This is a genomic window from Jeotgalibacillus soli, from assembly GCF_000829435.1.
In the GTDB taxonomy this organism is placed as follows: domain Bacteria; phylum Bacillota; class Bacilli; order Bacillales; family Jeotgalibacillaceae; genus Jeotgalibacillus; species Jeotgalibacillus soli.
Genome location: NZ_JXRP01000013.1, coordinates 115,486 through 132,117, shown reverse-complemented (window position 1 = coordinate 132,117; position 16,632 = coordinate 115,486). Strand labels below are relative to the sequence as shown.

Annotated in this window: 14 protein-coding genes, 2 pseudogenes and 2 riboswitches; of the genes and pseudogenes, 6 read left to right on the top strand and 10 right to left on the bottom strand. The window is 39.9% G+C overall.

Annotation, left to right across the window (positions count from 1 at the left end; all coding sequences use genetic code 11):
* Positions 1 to 66 precede the first annotated feature (66 nt).
* The 3 genes from KP78_RS07995 to KP78_RS07985 all read left to right on the top strand — a co-directional run bounded on the left by KP78_RS07995 (position 67) and on the right by KP78_RS07985 (position 2,613).
* Complete coding sequence (locus tag KP78_RS07995; protein ID WP_041087894.1) at positions 67 to 822, top strand: tryptophan-rich sensory protein; 756 nt, start codon at positions 67 to 69, stop codon at positions 820 to 822.
* 136 nt (positions 823 to 958) lie between these two features.
* Positions 959 to 1,282 carry a hypothetical protein gene (locus KP78_RS07990; RefSeq protein ID WP_041087892.1) on the top strand — a complete coding sequence of 108 codons (324 nt, stop codon included), beginning with the start codon at positions 959 to 961 and terminating at the stop codon, positions 1,280 to 1,282.
* A 146-nt stretch (positions 1,283 to 1,428) separates the two neighbouring features.
* Positions 1,429 to 2,613 (top strand): GTP-binding protein, encoded by a 1,185-nt coding sequence (locus KP78_RS07985; RefSeq protein ID WP_041087889.1) that lies wholly within the window; start codon positions 1,429 to 1,431, stop codon positions 2,611 to 2,613.
* 44 nt (positions 2,614 to 2,657) lie between these two features.
* Here KP78_RS07985 and map read toward each other — a convergent pair whose 3' ends face one another.
* The 4 genes and pseudogenes from map to KP78_RS07965 all read right to left on the bottom strand — a co-directional run bounded on the left by map (position 2,658) and on the right by KP78_RS07965 (position 6,008).
* A complete protein-coding gene (gene map / locus KP78_RS07980; protein ID WP_041087887.1) occupies positions 2,658 to 3,401 on the bottom strand; it encodes a type I methionyl aminopeptidase in 744 nt (247 codons plus the stop codon).
* 150 nt (positions 3,402 to 3,551) lie between these two features.
* The gene (locus tag KP78_RS07975; RefSeq protein ID WP_041087885.1) at positions 3,552 to 4,757 is read right to left on the bottom strand and encodes a dicarboxylate/amino acid:cation symporter; all 1,206 of its coding nucleotides are present in this window, start codon (positions 4,755 to 4,757) and stop codon (positions 3,552 to 3,554) included.
* A 158-nt stretch (positions 4,758 to 4,915) separates the two neighbouring features.
* Positions 4,916 to 5,272 (bottom strand): nuclear transport factor 2 family protein, encoded by a 357-nt coding sequence (locus tag KP78_RS07970; RefSeq protein ID WP_041087883.1) that lies wholly within the window; start codon positions 5,270 to 5,272, stop codon positions 4,916 to 4,918.
* A 32-nt stretch (positions 5,273 to 5,304) separates the two neighbouring features.
* Positions 5,305 to 6,008: pseudogene (locus KP78_RS07965) on the bottom strand (SAM-dependent methyltransferase).
* Positions 6,009 to 6,266: 258 nt separating this feature from the next.
* On the opposite strand from KP78_RS07965, the gene KP78_RS20005 reads away from it, so the two are divergent.
* A complete protein-coding gene (locus KP78_RS20005; protein ID WP_041087882.1) occupies positions 6,267 to 6,470 on the top strand; it encodes a hypothetical protein in 204 nt (67 codons plus the stop codon).
* Positions 6,471 to 6,884: 414 nt separating this feature from the next.
* Here the strand turns inward: KP78_RS20005 and KP78_RS07955 are convergent, their stop codons facing one another.
* Together KP78_RS07955 and thiT are read right to left on the bottom strand one after the other, a co-directional pair.
* Positions 6,885 to 7,298 carry a hypothetical protein gene (locus KP78_RS07955; RefSeq protein ID WP_041087880.1) on the bottom strand — a complete coding sequence of 138 codons (414 nt, stop codon included), beginning with the start codon at positions 7,296 to 7,298 and terminating at the stop codon, positions 6,885 to 6,887.
* Between the two features lie 246 nt (positions 7,299 to 7,544).
* Complete coding sequence (gene thiT, locus KP78_RS07950; protein ID WP_041087878.1) at positions 7,545 to 8,120, bottom strand: energy-coupled thiamine transporter ThiT; 576 nt, start codon at positions 8,118 to 8,120, stop codon at positions 7,545 to 7,547.
* A gap of 153 nt (positions 8,121 to 8,273) precedes the next feature.
* A riboswitch (TPP riboswitch) is annotated at positions 8,274 to 8,377 on the bottom strand.
* Between the two features lie 432 nt (positions 8,378 to 8,809).
* Here thiT and KP78_RS07945 point away from each other — a divergent pair.
* Together KP78_RS07945 and KP78_RS21195 are read left to right on the top strand one after the other, a co-directional pair.
* Positions 8,810 to 9,313, top strand: a complete 504-nt coding sequence (locus KP78_RS07945) for a hypothetical protein (protein ID WP_041087876.1) — start codon at positions 8,810 to 8,812, stop codon at positions 9,311 to 9,313.
* A 739-nt stretch (positions 9,314 to 10,052) separates the two neighbouring features.
* Positions 10,053 to 10,280, top strand: a pseudogene (locus tag KP78_RS21195) (ATP-binding protein).
* Positions 10,281 to 10,407: 127 nt separating this feature from the next.
* On the opposite strand, the gene metH reads toward KP78_RS21195, so the two are convergent.
* The 4 genes from metH to KP78_RS20000 form a co-directional block, all read right to left on the bottom strand.
* On the bottom strand, positions 10,408 to 13,854 hold the full coding sequence (metH, locus tag KP78_RS07940) for a methionine synthase (protein ID WP_041087874.1): 3,447 nt from the start codon (positions 13,852 to 13,854) through the stop codon (positions 10,408 to 10,410).
* Positions 13,832 to 15,694 (bottom strand): bifunctional homocysteine S-methyltransferase/methylenetetrahydrofolate reductase, encoded by a 1,863-nt coding sequence (locus tag KP78_RS07935; protein WP_041087872.1) that lies wholly within the window; start codon positions 15,692 to 15,694, stop codon positions 13,832 to 13,834. Before KP78_RS07935 ends, metH begins: the two co-directional genes overlap by 23 nt.
* A 107-nt stretch (positions 15,695 to 15,801) precedes the next feature.
* Positions 15,802 to 15,952, bottom strand: a riboswitch (SAM riboswitch).
* Positions 15,953 to 16,077: 125 nt separating this feature from the next.
* Complete coding sequence (locus KP78_RS07930) at positions 16,078 to 16,401, bottom strand: DUF4352 domain-containing protein (RefSeq protein ID WP_268747513.1); 324 nt, start codon at positions 16,399 to 16,401, stop codon at positions 16,078 to 16,080.
* Positions 16,398 to 16,562 (bottom strand): hypothetical protein, encoded by a 165-nt coding sequence (locus tag KP78_RS20000; RefSeq protein ID WP_157841469.1) that lies wholly within the window; start codon positions 16,560 to 16,562, stop codon positions 16,398 to 16,400. The genes KP78_RS07930 and KP78_RS20000 overlap by 4 nt, the downstream gene beginning before the upstream one ends.
* Between the last annotated feature and the right edge of the window lie 70 nt (positions 16,563 to 16,632).

Genomic DNA, 16,632 nt, shown 5'->3' with positions numbered 1-16,632 from the left:
TTGCTAAAAAAGAATATTTCACTAGATGGGAACGATTTTATTCCGATACACTTAGGGGGTTTTTTTATGAAACGGTTTTACATCAATTTAATCGCCTTGATCAGTGTCATCCTCTTAAATATTCTTGCTAATATATTGCCGATCAATGGCCAGACAACAGGAGAAATATCAAACCGTTTAAATGTATTCTTTACACCGGCAGGCTATGTATTTTCAATATGGGCCATTATCTATGCTCTATTACTCGTTTGGGTGCTTCGTCAATCACTAAAATGGCAGCGAGACCGTGATGTGTACCGAAAAACCTCTGCGTTATTTGTTATTAGCTGTATATTAAACATCATATGGATTTTCATGTGGCATTATGAGGTATTTGCCGGCTCTGTATTCATCATGATCGGACTGCTGGCTACCCTGACCCTTCTTTATCTAACCATCCAGCGGCAAGATATGACGTTCTTTGATCGACTGCCGTTCTCTGTTTATCTTGGCTGGGTCAGTGTAGCAATGATTGCTAACATAAGCTACTCGCTAACCTATTATTATTGGAGTGGCTGGGGAATATCAGACATCTTGTGGACAGTAATTTTACTGCTGTTCGCAGCGGCGCTGGCCCTTCACATTCGCTATCATAAAAATGACTGGGTGTATCCTCTTGTTTTCGTTTGGGCTTTTATTGGCATTGGCGTTAAAAATGAAGAAAACGCATCTGTTATTGTGTTTACAGCTTACGTATTATCCGTTGTGATCATGATTGGGATTTTCATGCTTCGCCGCAAACAGAAAAAGCTGAATTTTAGTTCTCGTAAACTTAAATTCTAGGTGTTGACGGGTGAGCTCTCGGGTAATGGGGAGCTTTTTCTTTTACATCGAGTAGCGTTGCCTTTTCGTTTATTCATCATTCTGGTACCATTAAAGAACAATTAATATCCCGTATCTCGGGAGAAGGAGCTATAACTTGAGCGGAAATTTTGTTTTTGCAATGTTTTTCATAACGCTATTAATCGGGCCAATTTTGATGATTTTATCCATCATTTATGGACGGAAAAATAAAATGAAATGGGTTTGGATAACGAATACGATCTTCCTCCTGTTTTCCATAGGAGTAATTGTATATTTCCTGCTGAGAATAGATGAAATTGATGCATTGAATGCACCTGGAGGCACTCCTGTGCTTATCATGCTGTTTATGTCCTCTTATATTTCCATTCCTTCTGCGTTTTCATTTTTTATTTTGGCAGCAGCTATTTTTATTCAGCAGCGAAAAAAAGCCCTTAACTAACTCGGTGCCTGACCCTACATGCCTTAAAGTATGCAGGGTCAGGCACGTGACATTTTTATTGTTTTATACTATTATATAAATCGTAATAATTACGTTTTATATTTTTAATCTATAAATCGTAATAATTCTTTTTTAGGAGGATCACCATGTCAATTCCTGTAACAGTATTAAGCGGCTATCTTGGAGCCGGTAAAACCACATTACTTAATCATGTACTGGCCAATAAAGAAAATCTTCGTGTTGCCGTCATTGTAAATGATATGAGTGAAATTAACATCGATGCAGAGCTTGTCAAGAACGGGCATTTCAGCCGAACAGAGGAAACGCTTGTTGAGCTTCAAAACGGCTGTATTTGCTGCACCCTTCGCGATGATTTAATGAAAGAAGTTGAAAGACTTGTAGAGATGGGCAATATCGATTACATATTAATCGAATCAACCGGTATTTCAGAACCCATTCCAGTTGCTCAAACATTTACTTATCTGGATGAGGAGCTTGGTATTGATCTGACGTCCTCTACCCGGCTAGATACAATGGTTACGGTTGTAGATGCATATCGCTTTTGGACTGATTATGAAAGCGGAGAAACTCTGTTCGAGCGTCAGCAAACAGACGATGAACTGGATCAGCGCGATGTATCAGATCTTCTTGTTGATCAAATTGAATTTGCCAATGTCATTATTTTAAATAAAACAGATTTGGTTTCTAAAGAAGACTTGAATACAATAAAGGGATTTTTAATTAAAATGAATCCCGATGCAAAAATTATTGTTTCTACTTTTGGGAAAATTGAACTGAATGAAATTCTTCATACGAATCTATTTGATTTTGATCAATCCAGCCAAGCTGCCGGCTGGATAAAAGAATTGAATGAAGAGCATATACCAGAGACAGATGAGTACGGGATTAGCTCCTTTGTTTACCGTAAACGCCGTCCCCTCCATCCAGAACGTTTTAAACAGTGGCTGGAAGATCTTCCTGCAGAAATTGTCCGTGCAAAAGGATTTTTCTGGTTAGCAAGCAGAGACAATATGGCCGGACTTCTCTCTCAAGCCGGTGCCTCGATCACCTTTCAAGGAGCGGGTGAATGGGTAGCGGCAATGCCTGCTCCTGAACAAGAAGCTTCACTTGCAGAAGATGCAGATCTCAGAAAAAAATGGGATCCTATTTATGGTGACCGCATGAATGAGCTCGTTTGGATCGGCATTGAACTTGATAAAGAAGAAATCACCCAGGCACTGGACAGCTGCTTATTAACCGATGAAGAAATGCAAATGGATTGGTCCACATTTAAGGATGAGCTTCCTGCTTTTGTTACACACGAAGGATAATGACGTAAAAAAGAGAAGAGGCGATTTTTTCACCTCTTCTCTTTTTATTTCGTAATAATGATCGGCTCACCTTTTGTAATGACAATTGTATGCTCAATTTGAGCAACTAGACTGCTATCCGGTGTTTTATACGTCCAGCCATCATTTTGTTCTATAACATGATCTGCTCCACTTGAAATAAACGGTTCAAAGGCAATAACGGTTCCGTCTTGAAATAGCTCGTTATCCCATGGATCAAAGTAATTTAATATATGATCAGGCGCTTCGTGAAGGGATTTCCCAACTCCATGCCCGGTTAAGTTTGTAATGACTGTAAAGCCATTTTGTTTTGCAACACGTGAAACGATTTTTCCGAGCTGGTTTTTCTTTGAGCCGGCACGCGCTTTTTTAATGGCTTCTGTAAATGCCTCTTCAGCTGCTTTACATAGCTTTGAAAGCTTTGGATCAGCATTCCCTACTGGAAAAGAAATGCCTGTATCTGCAAAATACCCGTTCAGTGAACCTGAAACGTCTATATTCACAAGGTCGCCATCTTGTATTACTCTGCCGCCTGGAATTCCATGCGCTACTTCATCGTTGACACTGATGCAAGTAAACCCTGGGAAGTCGTATTCACCCTTCGGTCCGGAGATCGCTCCATATTCCTTAAATCTTTTACCTGCTATTTCATCAAGCTCTTTTGTTGTCACACCCGGCTTCGTCTGTACCTTCATCTCATCGCGGATTTCAGCAACGATGCGCCCGATTTTTTTCAACGCTTCGAGCTCTTCTTCTGTTTTAACAATCATTCTGTCGTTCCTCTCCTTGCTTAAATGTCTATACTCTTTATCATATCATAGTGGTCAGACTACGTTACATCTAATACCCATCACTTTTATATTTTATCCTTAAATTGGACAATAGAAAAATCCAGTGCTTACTGCTCACACTGGATTTTTCTATTGTCTTTTTTCCCAACGCTGCAATAGCGCTGCATTGGATGTATTTCCAACCACATTTAAAGCGGTTCTAAATCCGTCTGACAGCCGGTCAACACCAGCGACAAGGGCAATTCCTTCAAGCGGCAGTCCTGCAGCACCTAAAACGGTTGTCATCATAATAATTCCAGCACCTGGCACCCCCGCTGTACTGAATGACACAATCAACGCACTGACAAAAACCGTAACAATTAACGATAAGGTAATGTCCACACCAAAAAGCTGTGCAACAAAAAGGGCATTAAACCCTTGTAAAATTGCTGCTCCATCACGCTTTAGCGCCGTTCCAAAAGGAATTGAAAAGCTGGCTAAATCTTTTGGCATCCCATATCGTTTCTCCGCGTTTTCCATCGATAGCGGCAGCGTTGCATTTGAGCTTGCTGTCCCAAAAGCTAAGAAGAATGCCGGAGAAAAACTTCTGAAAAAGTGATTCGGTTTTGCTCCAAATACAAGCAAGGCTAAATAGTAAAAGCCAATCATAACAAAAATGGCTGCGATCAGACCGATCACATAAAGTGCAAGCTGTGCCACAAGATCAAGTCCTTGAGTTGCAATAACAGAAGCAATAAGGGCAAATATACCAATTGGCGCAGCACGAAGAACAATCGAAATAATTTTCTCGATAATAGAATGAAGACTTTGAATAAATGAAACAAAAGGCTTTGACTGGTCCCCAACTAGATTACTTGCAATCCCTATAAGCAAGGCCGCAAAAATGATTTGAAGCAGGTTTGCCGTGCTCAACGCTTCAAATGGATTAATGGGCACAAGACTGACAAGCCAATTGATTAAAGACGGGCTTTCAGTCGCTTCAGGTGCGGAACCAATTCCAGCAAGTGATACGGTCTCTCCCGGCTGCAGAATTGCTGACATTCCCATCCCAATAAAAAGTGCCACAATGGCTGTAGCAACATACAAACTAACCAGTTTTGCAGAATAACGAGCCATTTGTGCGGAGCTTTTCACACTCGTTAAACCGATGATTAAGGAAGTGAAAACAATTGGTACCACAACAAATTGAATAAGACGTAAAAATACTTGTCCGACAGGTGTTAGAACGTTTTGATCCAGCCATGCAACGGAATCTGTTGCCATTGTAAGATTGATGATAAATCCTGCGATTATACCCGTTATTAAGGCAACGAATATTTGCGTAGACAGCTTCACTTTAATCCCTCCCTAATTGTAGAAATATGTAAACACATTGTGATCCTAGCACGGATAGATATCATTTCAAAATAATGTGCTCATACCTGAAAAGTCGGATTTAAAAGATGTGCGAAAAAGAACAAACAACAATGGGCTGTTCCGAGCATAAATTAAAGCTATGCAGTCGGTGTTCCCTGGTGAAAAACCATTTGCCATTGACCATTATTGTTTTTCCATATTGAGCTGCGAAGCGTATGCTGATCTTTTGTTTCATTATATATTCGATACGTAGTAAAAACTGTATCCTCTGCAAGCGTGTGCATTTCAAAATGACTTAATGTCATCTTCACCACTCCTGCCCCTCCTTCACCAAAATAATCCTGTCTATTCCACACATTTCCTGAGCTTCCATATTCACAAAAATCCTCTGCTAATAGCTTATCAAGCTCTTCCAGGGAAGTACGAATTTCAGGCTTTAGCAATCGTTCCTCAAGCTGCAGGATATGCTCTTTTAAAAGGGTCAGATTTTGCAATTGAGATCCTCCAATCATTTTATTCGCTATTTTTACCTTTTTTTAATCTTCAACATAGCATTTGCATTCCTTTGAAACGCATATGGAACACGTATCTCTTCAACAGTACAACCTTTCTTTTTGAGATAGCCAAGCAGCTTTTCTAAATGTTCATATTGTCTTCCTCCAAATCCGTTAAGGGAAAGATTCTTATCTCCTCTTTTGACACTCTTAACATTTCATTTACTGTGTTCAAGTGAAACTCGTAATCTAGTCGATACGCATATATAAATAAAAAATGAGCAGATAAAATAATATTGAATTCATCATCTTTAAATGGTAAAGAAGGTAAAGTAACTGGCACATATCGATCATTTCATTCCTTCATATCATTCGTGCAGTCATTAACTGCACGTAAGCGATTCTCTCTTAATTCCTCAATCGTTTTGAAATAATTCCAACCGTAATTGTCTTTTGCTTTTTCCCTATGTATCATCGAATGATCTACATCCTGATAACCTTTCATTTTCAGGTCTTCTTGGTCATGGTAGTAGGCAATATCACATTCTGTAACATCAATTCCGTGTTGAATGCCGACTGCTGTAAACGAACATGCTCCTGCTGGACAATCAAGTATTTTCTTCCCCTTTAGTATTCCTGCTGTAAGCGAAAACAGGTCCAAATGTTCTTCAAAGGTTCCCCCGATAAAAACAATTCTATCTAACTCTAATTTTACCCTCTTCTCAGCTCTGCTCATCTACTCTTTCCTCTTTTTACATGATTTGTACAAATAATATCATAATTCAGATTTATAAATTTAATACGCCTCACAATAATAATATCTAGTGTCACAAACATCTAATTAAATGTTTATCTATATTATTGGACAACGACAGAAGGTGAAATGATGACAAACTGGTTTGTTTGGAAGCAGAAAAAAATGATCAACAGTTTTTTTGGGGCAGGAGTCGTAAACGGGATTGGAAATTGATTTATTCAGGTCTCCTTTCTTACATTGCTCTATCAGATGACGGTTAAAGGACTGCTATTGGATTTTTATTTGCTATCATACGCCATGGTACCTTTTTTATTTCTCGCTCCAATCGGCTGGAAGCTGGCAGATCGATTTCAGAAGAAAAAACTAATTATTACGATTGATTTATTAAGAATTCCTTTTGTTTTATCGTTATTATTTGTTCAAGGTCCTGAACAGCTATAGTTTTTGTATATTGTTGCAATTACCTATCTGATTTTTACAATTATATATGCCATACTGTTTGCAAAAGCAGATTTTGTGTAGGAAAAGAGAGTTTTAGAAAAGGAAAGAAAAACGTAAGGAGTATACGATTCAACTTCCTAAAAATAAGCTATGTTCAAGTCCATTGTTGATATTTTCACGGCGTTGATTGGAAGCGATACGCGAGACTCCTGCGGGCTGGAACAGGACAGGTGAGACTCAAGCAGGGACATCTGCGACCTGGGAGGCTCACGGCCTGCCCCGCGGAAAACAAGCGCCTGCAGTTGAATTCAACAGACACGTTTTACCAAGTCAAAAAATAAAATGAACTGTTTCAAAAGTCACTTAAACTAAATGACTTTTGAAACAGCCCTTATTATACAAGCGTCTAGGAAATCATCTTAACTTTGAATAAGGATTATTTCTCCAATACTCTTCCAAGCCTGTTTTCGAATATTTATAGCCTAATTTGCTTCCGAAGAAAGTAAAGGATCGAGTCTTTTTAGCTTTGTACATCACTTCACCATCTACTAGCTCCATCGTAAAATCGTGCCATTCTAATCTTTTTGAGAGCTCCTCGAAATTCTTTTCATATTCCTTGTAATGATCCACTAATAGCTTAATATCAATAGCCAGGAAATTAACTTGAAAGAAACGTACGATCAAAAATATAAGGAGGATCCCTATTAAATATGCTACCAGTGTCTTAGGATTACCTAATCCAATTATGTCAAACAGCCATATTAGTACAATTCCTCCAGCAATCAGCACAAGTGTCTGTATTGCGATCATTATCTTTACTGATTTCATATGAAGTAGTTCCTTTCTTGCTATCAAAGTATGTATTTACAAGCGGTTTCTTACCCTCTCTATTAAATATCGACTGCTTATTATAAACATTTAACAAAGTAAATAGAATAATTTTTTAAAGTAGACTAACGATCAACTACCGCTTAGATTGATTATTCAAGCGCTAATTTTTTGAGCACTCCCTAAATTACCTATCTTAAGTCCTGCATATAAAAAAACCTGCCTCCAATCGGAGACAGGTTCATATTAGGCGTTTCGAATATTTTGTTTCGTTGCTACACGAGGGACCGTTGAGAGCAGACCAGCAATCACGATTGCCGTTAGGATAAAGGCTGGTCCCATAAACGTTCCATTATAAACCAGTGAATATTTTAACGCAGGCACAGCTGCCGATCCTGCACTAAAGAACACAACTCCAGACAATACATGGCACACATAACGCAGAGCAGTACCAACAAGTGTTGCAAGAACGATATAAACGATTGCTTTTTTTGTTAACCCATTCATCAATGCCGTCTTAACTGGACCGGCAAATAAACCAGCAAATCCTACGACTGTAAATGCGATTGGGTAATCAAGTGCTCCTTGAATAGGATCAATTATATAGGCACCACCCACTACAACTTGAATCGTCCCAACAAGCAGTCCGGTCAATAGACCTCCTTTCAATCCCCATCGTAATGCCATTAGAATAATAGGTACCATCGCAAAGCTTACAGAACCACCCTGCGGCCATACCGAGAATGAAAGTCTATCCAATATAACGCCAATAGCCGCAAAAATAGCAACCTCTAACATAAATAAAAGCTTTGATCTTTCCATTTTACTTCCTCCTTTTGCGAAAATGATGCAGCTCGCACGAAGGGGATAAACCATTGCTTTTTTATTTTGTATCCTACTGTCAATCATCCAGTGACCGTAAAATGCATATAAAAAAACAATGTCCAGGATAGAAATCCAGACATTGCTTTACGCGCCTGTTTCCATCCACATCCCTGCGTAAGCATTAACTTACAGGTTCAAAGGGTCTGAACTAAAAAAGCTCACTCTCAGCCATAATGGCTCCCCTTGCGGAAATTGCATCTGCTGTTATTGTACACCCAATTAGAAGTTTTTTCACCCAATAAAAGCAATATCATGATGACCTGCTAAATAAAGATCAATTAGGCACACTGCCGATCAATATAATTCGTAATAAGAATGATCATTAATGGATAAACTGATCTTCATATGAAATAAAGGAATTTCTCTTTCTCTTCTTTGTTTCATTTATTACATAGATTCTTGTCGAGGGATTGACGATATTAAACGGAAAACAGATAAGTTGCACTTTTAAGGTCTAATTGTAGCGAAATCCCTCGTACAGTTTTTGGGTGAAATAGGAAAAGAGTCGGTGTTATCTCTCTAGCAAGTAGTGAGATGATAAAAGCAAGGAGGGTAGACAGGTTTTAGATAAAGAAAAAGATTAAAAGTTAGTAGTTAGAATTATATTAAAATAGGAGGAGAATGTTATGAACGCTTTAAAAGAATGGAAGAATTTGAATCATGGTCAAGGGATTCCAATCGATTTAGAGTTTCTTGAACGCCATATAGCCATTTCTTCGTTGTTAGCAGAGTTGTCCTATCAAAAAAAAGAGAAGACAATTGACTTAGTTCGTAAATGGGGCGGGAAACTAGTCTACTCTAGACCCGATCTATTTTCATCAAAAGTATCATATTACGGTAATCGATATTGGCTATCACATAATTCACAAAAAAAGAAATTTTTCATGCAAGACCTGAAGAATTTAAAATTTAATCAAACAGAGTTTCGTATTCCTTTAGATATTCTTGAGCAAAGCATTGCAATCCCGCCTCTTCTTGCTGAACTTTCCTATAAGAATCAGGAGAAAACCATCGATTTAATACGTACATTGGGTGAAAATCGTCTGTCCATTACGTTAATTTACGAAACACTGATTAAAGAAGTGGCCATGCTTAGAGCCCCAGAAGGACTTCTGCTTTCAACCGTTTGATCTCTACTCTTTTCAACAGCCAGCCGCCAACTATACTCAGAAACGCTTGTACTAATAGAGGAACAGCAGAAATGTTCTTTACGTAACCTGTAGTTACGATCATAAACGGAAAAGAATAGATCCTTATTTTCTCGTTTATGAACGACGGCAATAGGAGTTTTCGCCACACGCTTGGCGTACTTTTGGTGACGCATTATTAATATGAATTTGGAAATCAGCTGAGGACCGCATAATTCAAGCTTTCCAACTTTTTCATAAAAAGGATAAACGAGCTTGACTTTGGAGACAGAAGTCCGCGGTAATCAGAAACAATAATAGAATTTAACAAGAAAGAACCGAAAGACGAAGAACTGCAGATTAAAGTTAAATTTTTGAGCTTATTCTCTTAAAAGGGAACGATAAATAAAAAGAGGAAGACGAGATGCCGCTTTTGTCGACGTCTCGTTTTTTAAATGTGTTTATTTAATATACATTAATATCTAAAGCTATTTAAACGATAATAGAGAAGTTTTTGTATATTTAACGAATTTATACATGTCATCTCAAATGTCATACTTTTTATGGAGCCTCAATCGAATCTAAGTAATATACAAATAAAATTACATTTTGATACAGTTATCATAGCTCATTGTGATCCGAATCAATTGAAGCAGGTACTCATTAATCTTATACAAAATTCTACTGAAGCAACCACATAACCATACATACACATCAATGTTTTCCTTAAAAAATATGAGATGTGCATTATCTAATAGAAGTTGTAGACAGTGGAGTTGGTATCTCAAAAGAAAGACAGAAAAAATTATTCGAACCTTTTTATACAACTAAAGAAAAGGGAACAGGATAAGGACTCACGCTATGTAAACGTATCATCGAAAATCAGCAAGGAACGATCGAAGTCAAAAGTAAGCCCGGCAAAGGGACTACGATTAAAATACTATTGCCAAAAACATTCTTGATTGAATAAAGTATTTTCAGCATTTCTCTGAGATTTTCACAAGCTAAGCCTATTGATACTTCAGTTGCAATAAAGATCACCAAAATTCAAGATCCCCACGCAAAAAAAACGACTCAATTACGAGCCGCTTTTCAACCTATAAAACATTAAAATATCTCGCATCCGGATGAGCAAAACAAATCGCAGACACTGATGCTTCAGGCTCCATCATAAAGCCATCGGTTAATTCGACCCCAATTTCCTCCGGACGAATAAGCTTAAAGAGCTTTTCTTGGTCATCGAGATTTGGACAAGCAGGATAGCCAAATGAGAAACGCTGCCCCTGGTATTTCGCACTAAAGCGCTCCTGCATGGTGAAGTCAACTGGGTCAGAAAAGCCCCAGCGGTCGCGCATTTGCTGGTGAATAAGCTCTGCAAAGCCTTCTGCTGTTTCTAAAGCCAGTGACTGTAAGGCATGACTTTCTAAAAAACGGCCTTGTTCTTTATAGATTTGCGCTTTTTCACGAATACCGCGTCCTGCAGTAACTGTGAAAAACCCTACATAATCCATCTCGCCGCTGCCGACTGCTTTCAAATAATCAGCAAGACATAAAAACGGTTCTTTATGCTGACGAGGGAATGTAAATCGTTCAATGATCGTTGATTGATCAGCCGGATCGTAAATGATCACGTCGTCTCCATCTGACTGCGCAGGGAAAAATTGATACACAGCAGCAGGCTGAATTAGCTTTTCCTTCTTTACTTCAGTCAGCAAGCTATCCACTACCTCTTTAATTTTCAAGGTTTTTTCATCCTTCTCCTCTAGCAGACGAGAGATCTTCCCTTTTACACCTAAATGATGCCCAATGAGCATTTGCAGATTGATATAGGCTTCCACGTGGGCAACGGAATAAGAAGTAAGAATATGCCTTTTAACGTCAGCAGGCGTGAAAACGGGAGCCGTTGTGGACACATTTGATCGTGTTCGAACCGCTACTGGTGCTTTTTCCAAAACAGGCATCGCTAGTGCATTGGCCACTGCTTCTAGTTTTAGCTGACGTTCTTCTACAAGCTGCTCTCTTTCAAGTTCGTCCTGAAGTTGATTTGCCAAAGTTAATCCATTCATCGCATCTTTGGCATACAGCACTAATCCATCGTACTGCTGTGAAATTTTCGTATCGACGAATTTCCTTGATAAAGCAGCACCGCCGACTAGAATTGGAAGAGCAAGCCCTGCTTCCTTCATATCCCCAGCTGTGATGACCATTTGCTGTGCCGATTTCACAAGAAGACCTGATAACCCTATAATATCGGGTTTTTCACGTTTAATGGCCTCAATCAATGTGGTTGGTGTGACCTTTATTCCGAGGTCAACAACTTCATAACCATTATTGCTTAAGATAATATCGACAAGGTTTTTCCCAATATCGTGAACATCACCTTTAACAGTGGCTAGCAGGATTTTCCCCCTGGATGAAGTTTTATCAGATATTTCCATATGAGGCTCTAAAAATGCTACCGCTGCTTTCATCACCTCTGCACTTTGCAGCACTTCCGCTACGATTAGCTGGTTGTCGTTGAACAAACGGCCTACCTCTTTCATTCCTGTCATCAATGGACCATTAATAATGGTCAATGGTTCATCATATTCTGCCAAGGCTTTCTCCAGGTCAGGAAGCAGTCCCTCTTTAGTACCTTCGACAACGTAGTAGGCAAGGCGCTCTTCTAGCGTCATATCAGGCATGCTCGACTTTAATTCCTTTTTCTTGCCACGGTAGAATTCGGTAAAGGTCGCTAGCGATTCATCCGTCGTGTCAAACAATAGCTTATCTGCCATTGCGATTTCCTCAGCTGATATTGAAGCATACCGCTCCAGCTTTTCCGTATTTACAATAGCATAGTCAAGCCCTGCTTGTGTACAGTGGTAAAGAAAAACTGCATTAAGCACCTCACGGCCGACTGGCGGCAAGCCGAAGGAGACATTACTGATCCCAAGCGTCGTTTGACATAGCGGCATCTCTTCTTTTAAAAGACGGATTCCTTCCACCGTTGCCTTTGCTGATCCAATATATTGCTCATCTCCTGTTCCGACAGGAAATACGAGTGGATCAAAAATAATATCCGTCGGAGCCAATCCATAATTTTCTACTAAAATTTTATAGGACCTTTTGGCGATCTCAAGCTTTCTTTCGGCAGTAACTCCCATCCCTATTTCATCAATCGTTCCAACAACAACCGCTGCACCGTATTTCTTCACAAGCGGTATCACAGCATCAAAACGCTCAAGCCCATCCTCAAGATTAATGGAGTTAATAATGGCTTTCCCTTGAGAAAATTTAAGTGCTCGCTCAATGACTGCCTCATCCGTTGAATCGATTACAAGAGGAACCTTTACCTTTTTTACAACCTCTTGAATAAACACTTCCATGTCCTCAAGCTCATCACGATCCGGGTCGGCCAGGCAAATATCAATGACATGGGCGCCCCCTTTTACTTGAGCACGTGCAATTTCAGATGCTTCTTCTATTTTCCCTTCTGCAATTAAGCGCTTGAATTTCCTTGAACCAATGACGTTTGTACGCTCACCAATCATAAGCGGACGCATAGAGGGGTCGTCATAGACTAATGGTTCTATGCCTGAGACCGTGTGAATCTCCTTTTTCTCCACTTTTCTTGGTGTGTATTTTTTCATTGCTTTTGACAGCTCACGAATATGTTCAGGTGTTGTACCGCAGCAGCCTCCAACAATATTTAGCCATCCCTTTTCCGCAAAGCCTGCAAGCTTTTTGGCTAAGGATTCAGCTGTTTCATGATAGTGGCCTTCTTCATCCGGCAAACCTGCGTTTGGATAACAGCTAACGAACGTATTGCTTAAATCGGATAAAGAACGGATATGGTCCTGCATAAATTCAGGTCCTGTAGCGCAGTTAAGGCCTACAGAAATAGGGTTCATATGTTCAATACTTATATAAAATGATTCAATAGACTGTCCAGCCAGCGTGGTTCCCATCGGTTCGATTGTGCCTGAAATCATGATCGGCAAGGTGATGCCGGTATGATCAAATGCTTGTTGAATGCCTAAAAATGCACTTTTTACATTTAGTAAATCCTGACTTGTCTCGAGCAAAAGCAGGTCACATCCACCATCAATTAATGCTCGCGCCTGTTCCCCATAAGATATGGTCAGCTCATCAAAGGTTGTTCCACCTGTTACACTCAGTGTTTTCGTTGTTGGGCCCATGGCTCCCGCAACATAACGTGGCATTTCTGTTGTAGAAAATTTGCTGGCTGAGCGTTTAGCTATTTGTGCAGCTACTTTGTTCACTTCATAAGCAAGATGACCAAGATTGTATTCGTCCAGTACGATACTCATTCCACCGAACGTATTCGTCTCAATGATATCTGCTCCTGCTCCAAGATAAGCGTCATGTATTCGTTCAATTACATGAGGGGCCGTTATATTTAAATACTCGTTACAGCCGTCATATTCTTCCCCGCCAAAATCCTCAGGCGTTAAATTTGCTTCCTGAAGCATGGTACCCATAGCTCCATCCATTATTAAAATGCGATTTTCAAGTTGCTCAGTGAATGATGTTGGATACATGGTTAACTCCTCCAGCTCTTTTTGCCGCTTGCTGCTTTGCATATTTCGTTAGCTCTACAGTTAGATCGTAACGCATAAAAGGTGTAATTAGATAAATTCCGTTAAATAGCTCCAATGCCGTATCAATAAGTGATTTGGCAATGGCAAGACCTTCTTGAGAAGAACGTTCTTTGTCCCCGGCTACCGTTGCCATTCGCTCACGCACTTGATCTGACAGCTTGATACCAGGTACCTCATGGTGAAGAAAGTCTGCATTTCGGCTATTCGTTAGCGGCATCAAGCCTATATATAAAGGTGCATTTATGTCTTTTACATACTCGTATACTTCTAGCAGCTTTTCCTCTGAGAATACAGGCTGACTCATAAAGTAATCAGCTCCTGCTTTAATCTTTTTTTCCATCCTAAGCACGGCACGCTCAACAGACCGGACGTTTGGATTAAAAGCTGCACCTATGGAAAATGAAGTGGACTCCCCAAGATCCTTACCTGACATGGAAACTCCCCGATTCAGCTGCTGGATCATTTCAATCAGTTCGAAAGAAGACACATCATAGACGGAGGTTGCCCCAGGAAAATCCCCTACTTTTGTAGGATCTCCGGTTACAGCAAGCACATCATGAAGCCCCAGTGTATGAAGTCCCATTAAGTGGGACTGCAATCCAATTAAATTGCGATCCCGGCAGGTAATATGAACAAGCGGACGGACATCATGCTCCGCTTTAATTAAATGGCCAAGAGATTCATTTGATACACGCGGACTTGCCAGCGAGTTATCAGCAAGCGTTACTGCATCAGCTCCAGCTTCCTTCAGTGCTTTTGCTCCTTTCATAAAAGCATCTATATTCAGCTTTTTAGGAGGATCGAGCTCTACAATAATAGAGGATCGCTTCGTAACAATGTTCTGAAGAGGCTCGGGAACATAAATGCGACGGCTAGATACCTCAATTTTGGGTTGTTGAATATATACGTCCTTTTCCAAAACAGGAACTGCTCCTTTAAGCGCCTCGGAAAATGCCCGAATATGATCAGGGGTTGTACCGCAGCAGCCTCCTAATAATCGAACACCCTGTGTTTGAAAGGAATGTGCTACCTCTCTAAAGTATTCCGCATTATTGTTGTATTGAAGCGCCCCATCCGAATAGGACGGGAGGCTTGCATTTGGATAGCTTGAGAGAAAAGCATGCTTAGGCAGCGGCACTCCCTCTAACGTTCGCAGCATATGATAAGGTCCAAGGCGACAATTAAGCCCAACTAAATCAGCACCCAAGTCTTCTAGCTGCTTAAATGCCTCTGTAATAGGCGTGCCGTCCTGCAGAACTCCAACCTCTTGAAGGGAAGCCTGTGCAATAATGGGGATATCTGTTTCCTTTCGTGCGATCGATACGACAGTGGATAATTCCTCCAAATCATAATAGGTTTCTAGTAAAATACCATCCACGCCCTCCAGCAATAAACAGTAAAGCTGTTCTCTAAAGCTTCGTTTAATTTCCTCTAGTTTAACAGTTTGTGGATTCAAGCTTCGTATGCCACCAATTGTACCAACCACAAAAGTATCTGCAAGGGCTGCCTGACGAGCATTTTTAACGCCTGCACGATTGATTTCCTTCACATAATCCTCAAGTCCATATCGCTCGAGCTTATGATAGTTTCCAGCATACGTATTCGTCTGAATGACATTTGCCCCAGCCTGAATATATGCAGTATGAATTTGCTGAATATGCTCTGCTGCTGATAAATTAAGCTCTTCAAAGCATTGATCCGTTCCATATGAATAAAGCAATGTCCCCATCGCTCCATCTGCTATAAGTATACGCTCTTGAAGTGCGTCTATTAGCTTCATTTATTTCCCCCCTTATTTATCGTCACCCTAAACATTCCAAAAAAATTGTATACAAAAAGGTCTTCCTATAGATATAAGAAGACCTGTAATAGAACCGTTCACAACTCTTCTTATCTTCCTTGTCGTATTCATAATCCTTTTAAAGATCACTGTGACAAGCTGGAGTTAGCACCTTTTCAGCATTTGCACAATAATAGGCAAGACTGAAGGTTGCTGAGGTTTCGCAGGGCCTTGTCCCTCCACCTCTCTTAATAAGAATCCATAATATTTAGTTAATTATGATAAATGTACTAGAATGTCGGAGTATTGTCAATATGAGAAAAAATCAAATAATCAGCAAATGGAAAAAAGGATTAGTCCAATGTGGTAATACCAGGTAGTCTTCATGTTTTCTCTTCTTCATTAATTGTCCCAATCAGCTCAAAAGCCGATGTTTGTGAAGCAACGTACCGTATAGCTCCTTCAGCTGTCTCACCCGTTGGAACAGTCAGTTCAAAAGCTCCTTCTGCTGCGTACTCTTCTTTCATTTCACCCTCCAGGCTAGCAAATGAAAATTGCTCACTGGTAAGCGTTAGATCCTCTTCGCCGTTGTTTGTAACAGAAAATACGATTTCATATACACGATCCGCTTCTTCAAGTGCTTGTACCACCCCTGTAGTTGTCACTGTTACAACTGCAGAACCAAATTCTACTTCATCTCCAACTATATTAAGTGCCGGCTCTTCTGTTGCTTCTTCAGCTGCCGTTTCTTCTGTTTCTTCTGTTTCATTGTCAGTGTCTGCTTGTGACTCTTCAGCTCGTTATCTGCAGAACAAGCTGCTAAAACCATCGCTGCAAATAGAGCAAACGCCATTAATTTTTTCTTCATTGTAAATGCCCCTTAAATCTATTAATTCTGACATCTCTCATTATCCTTCGTCATTCGAAGTAAATCAACG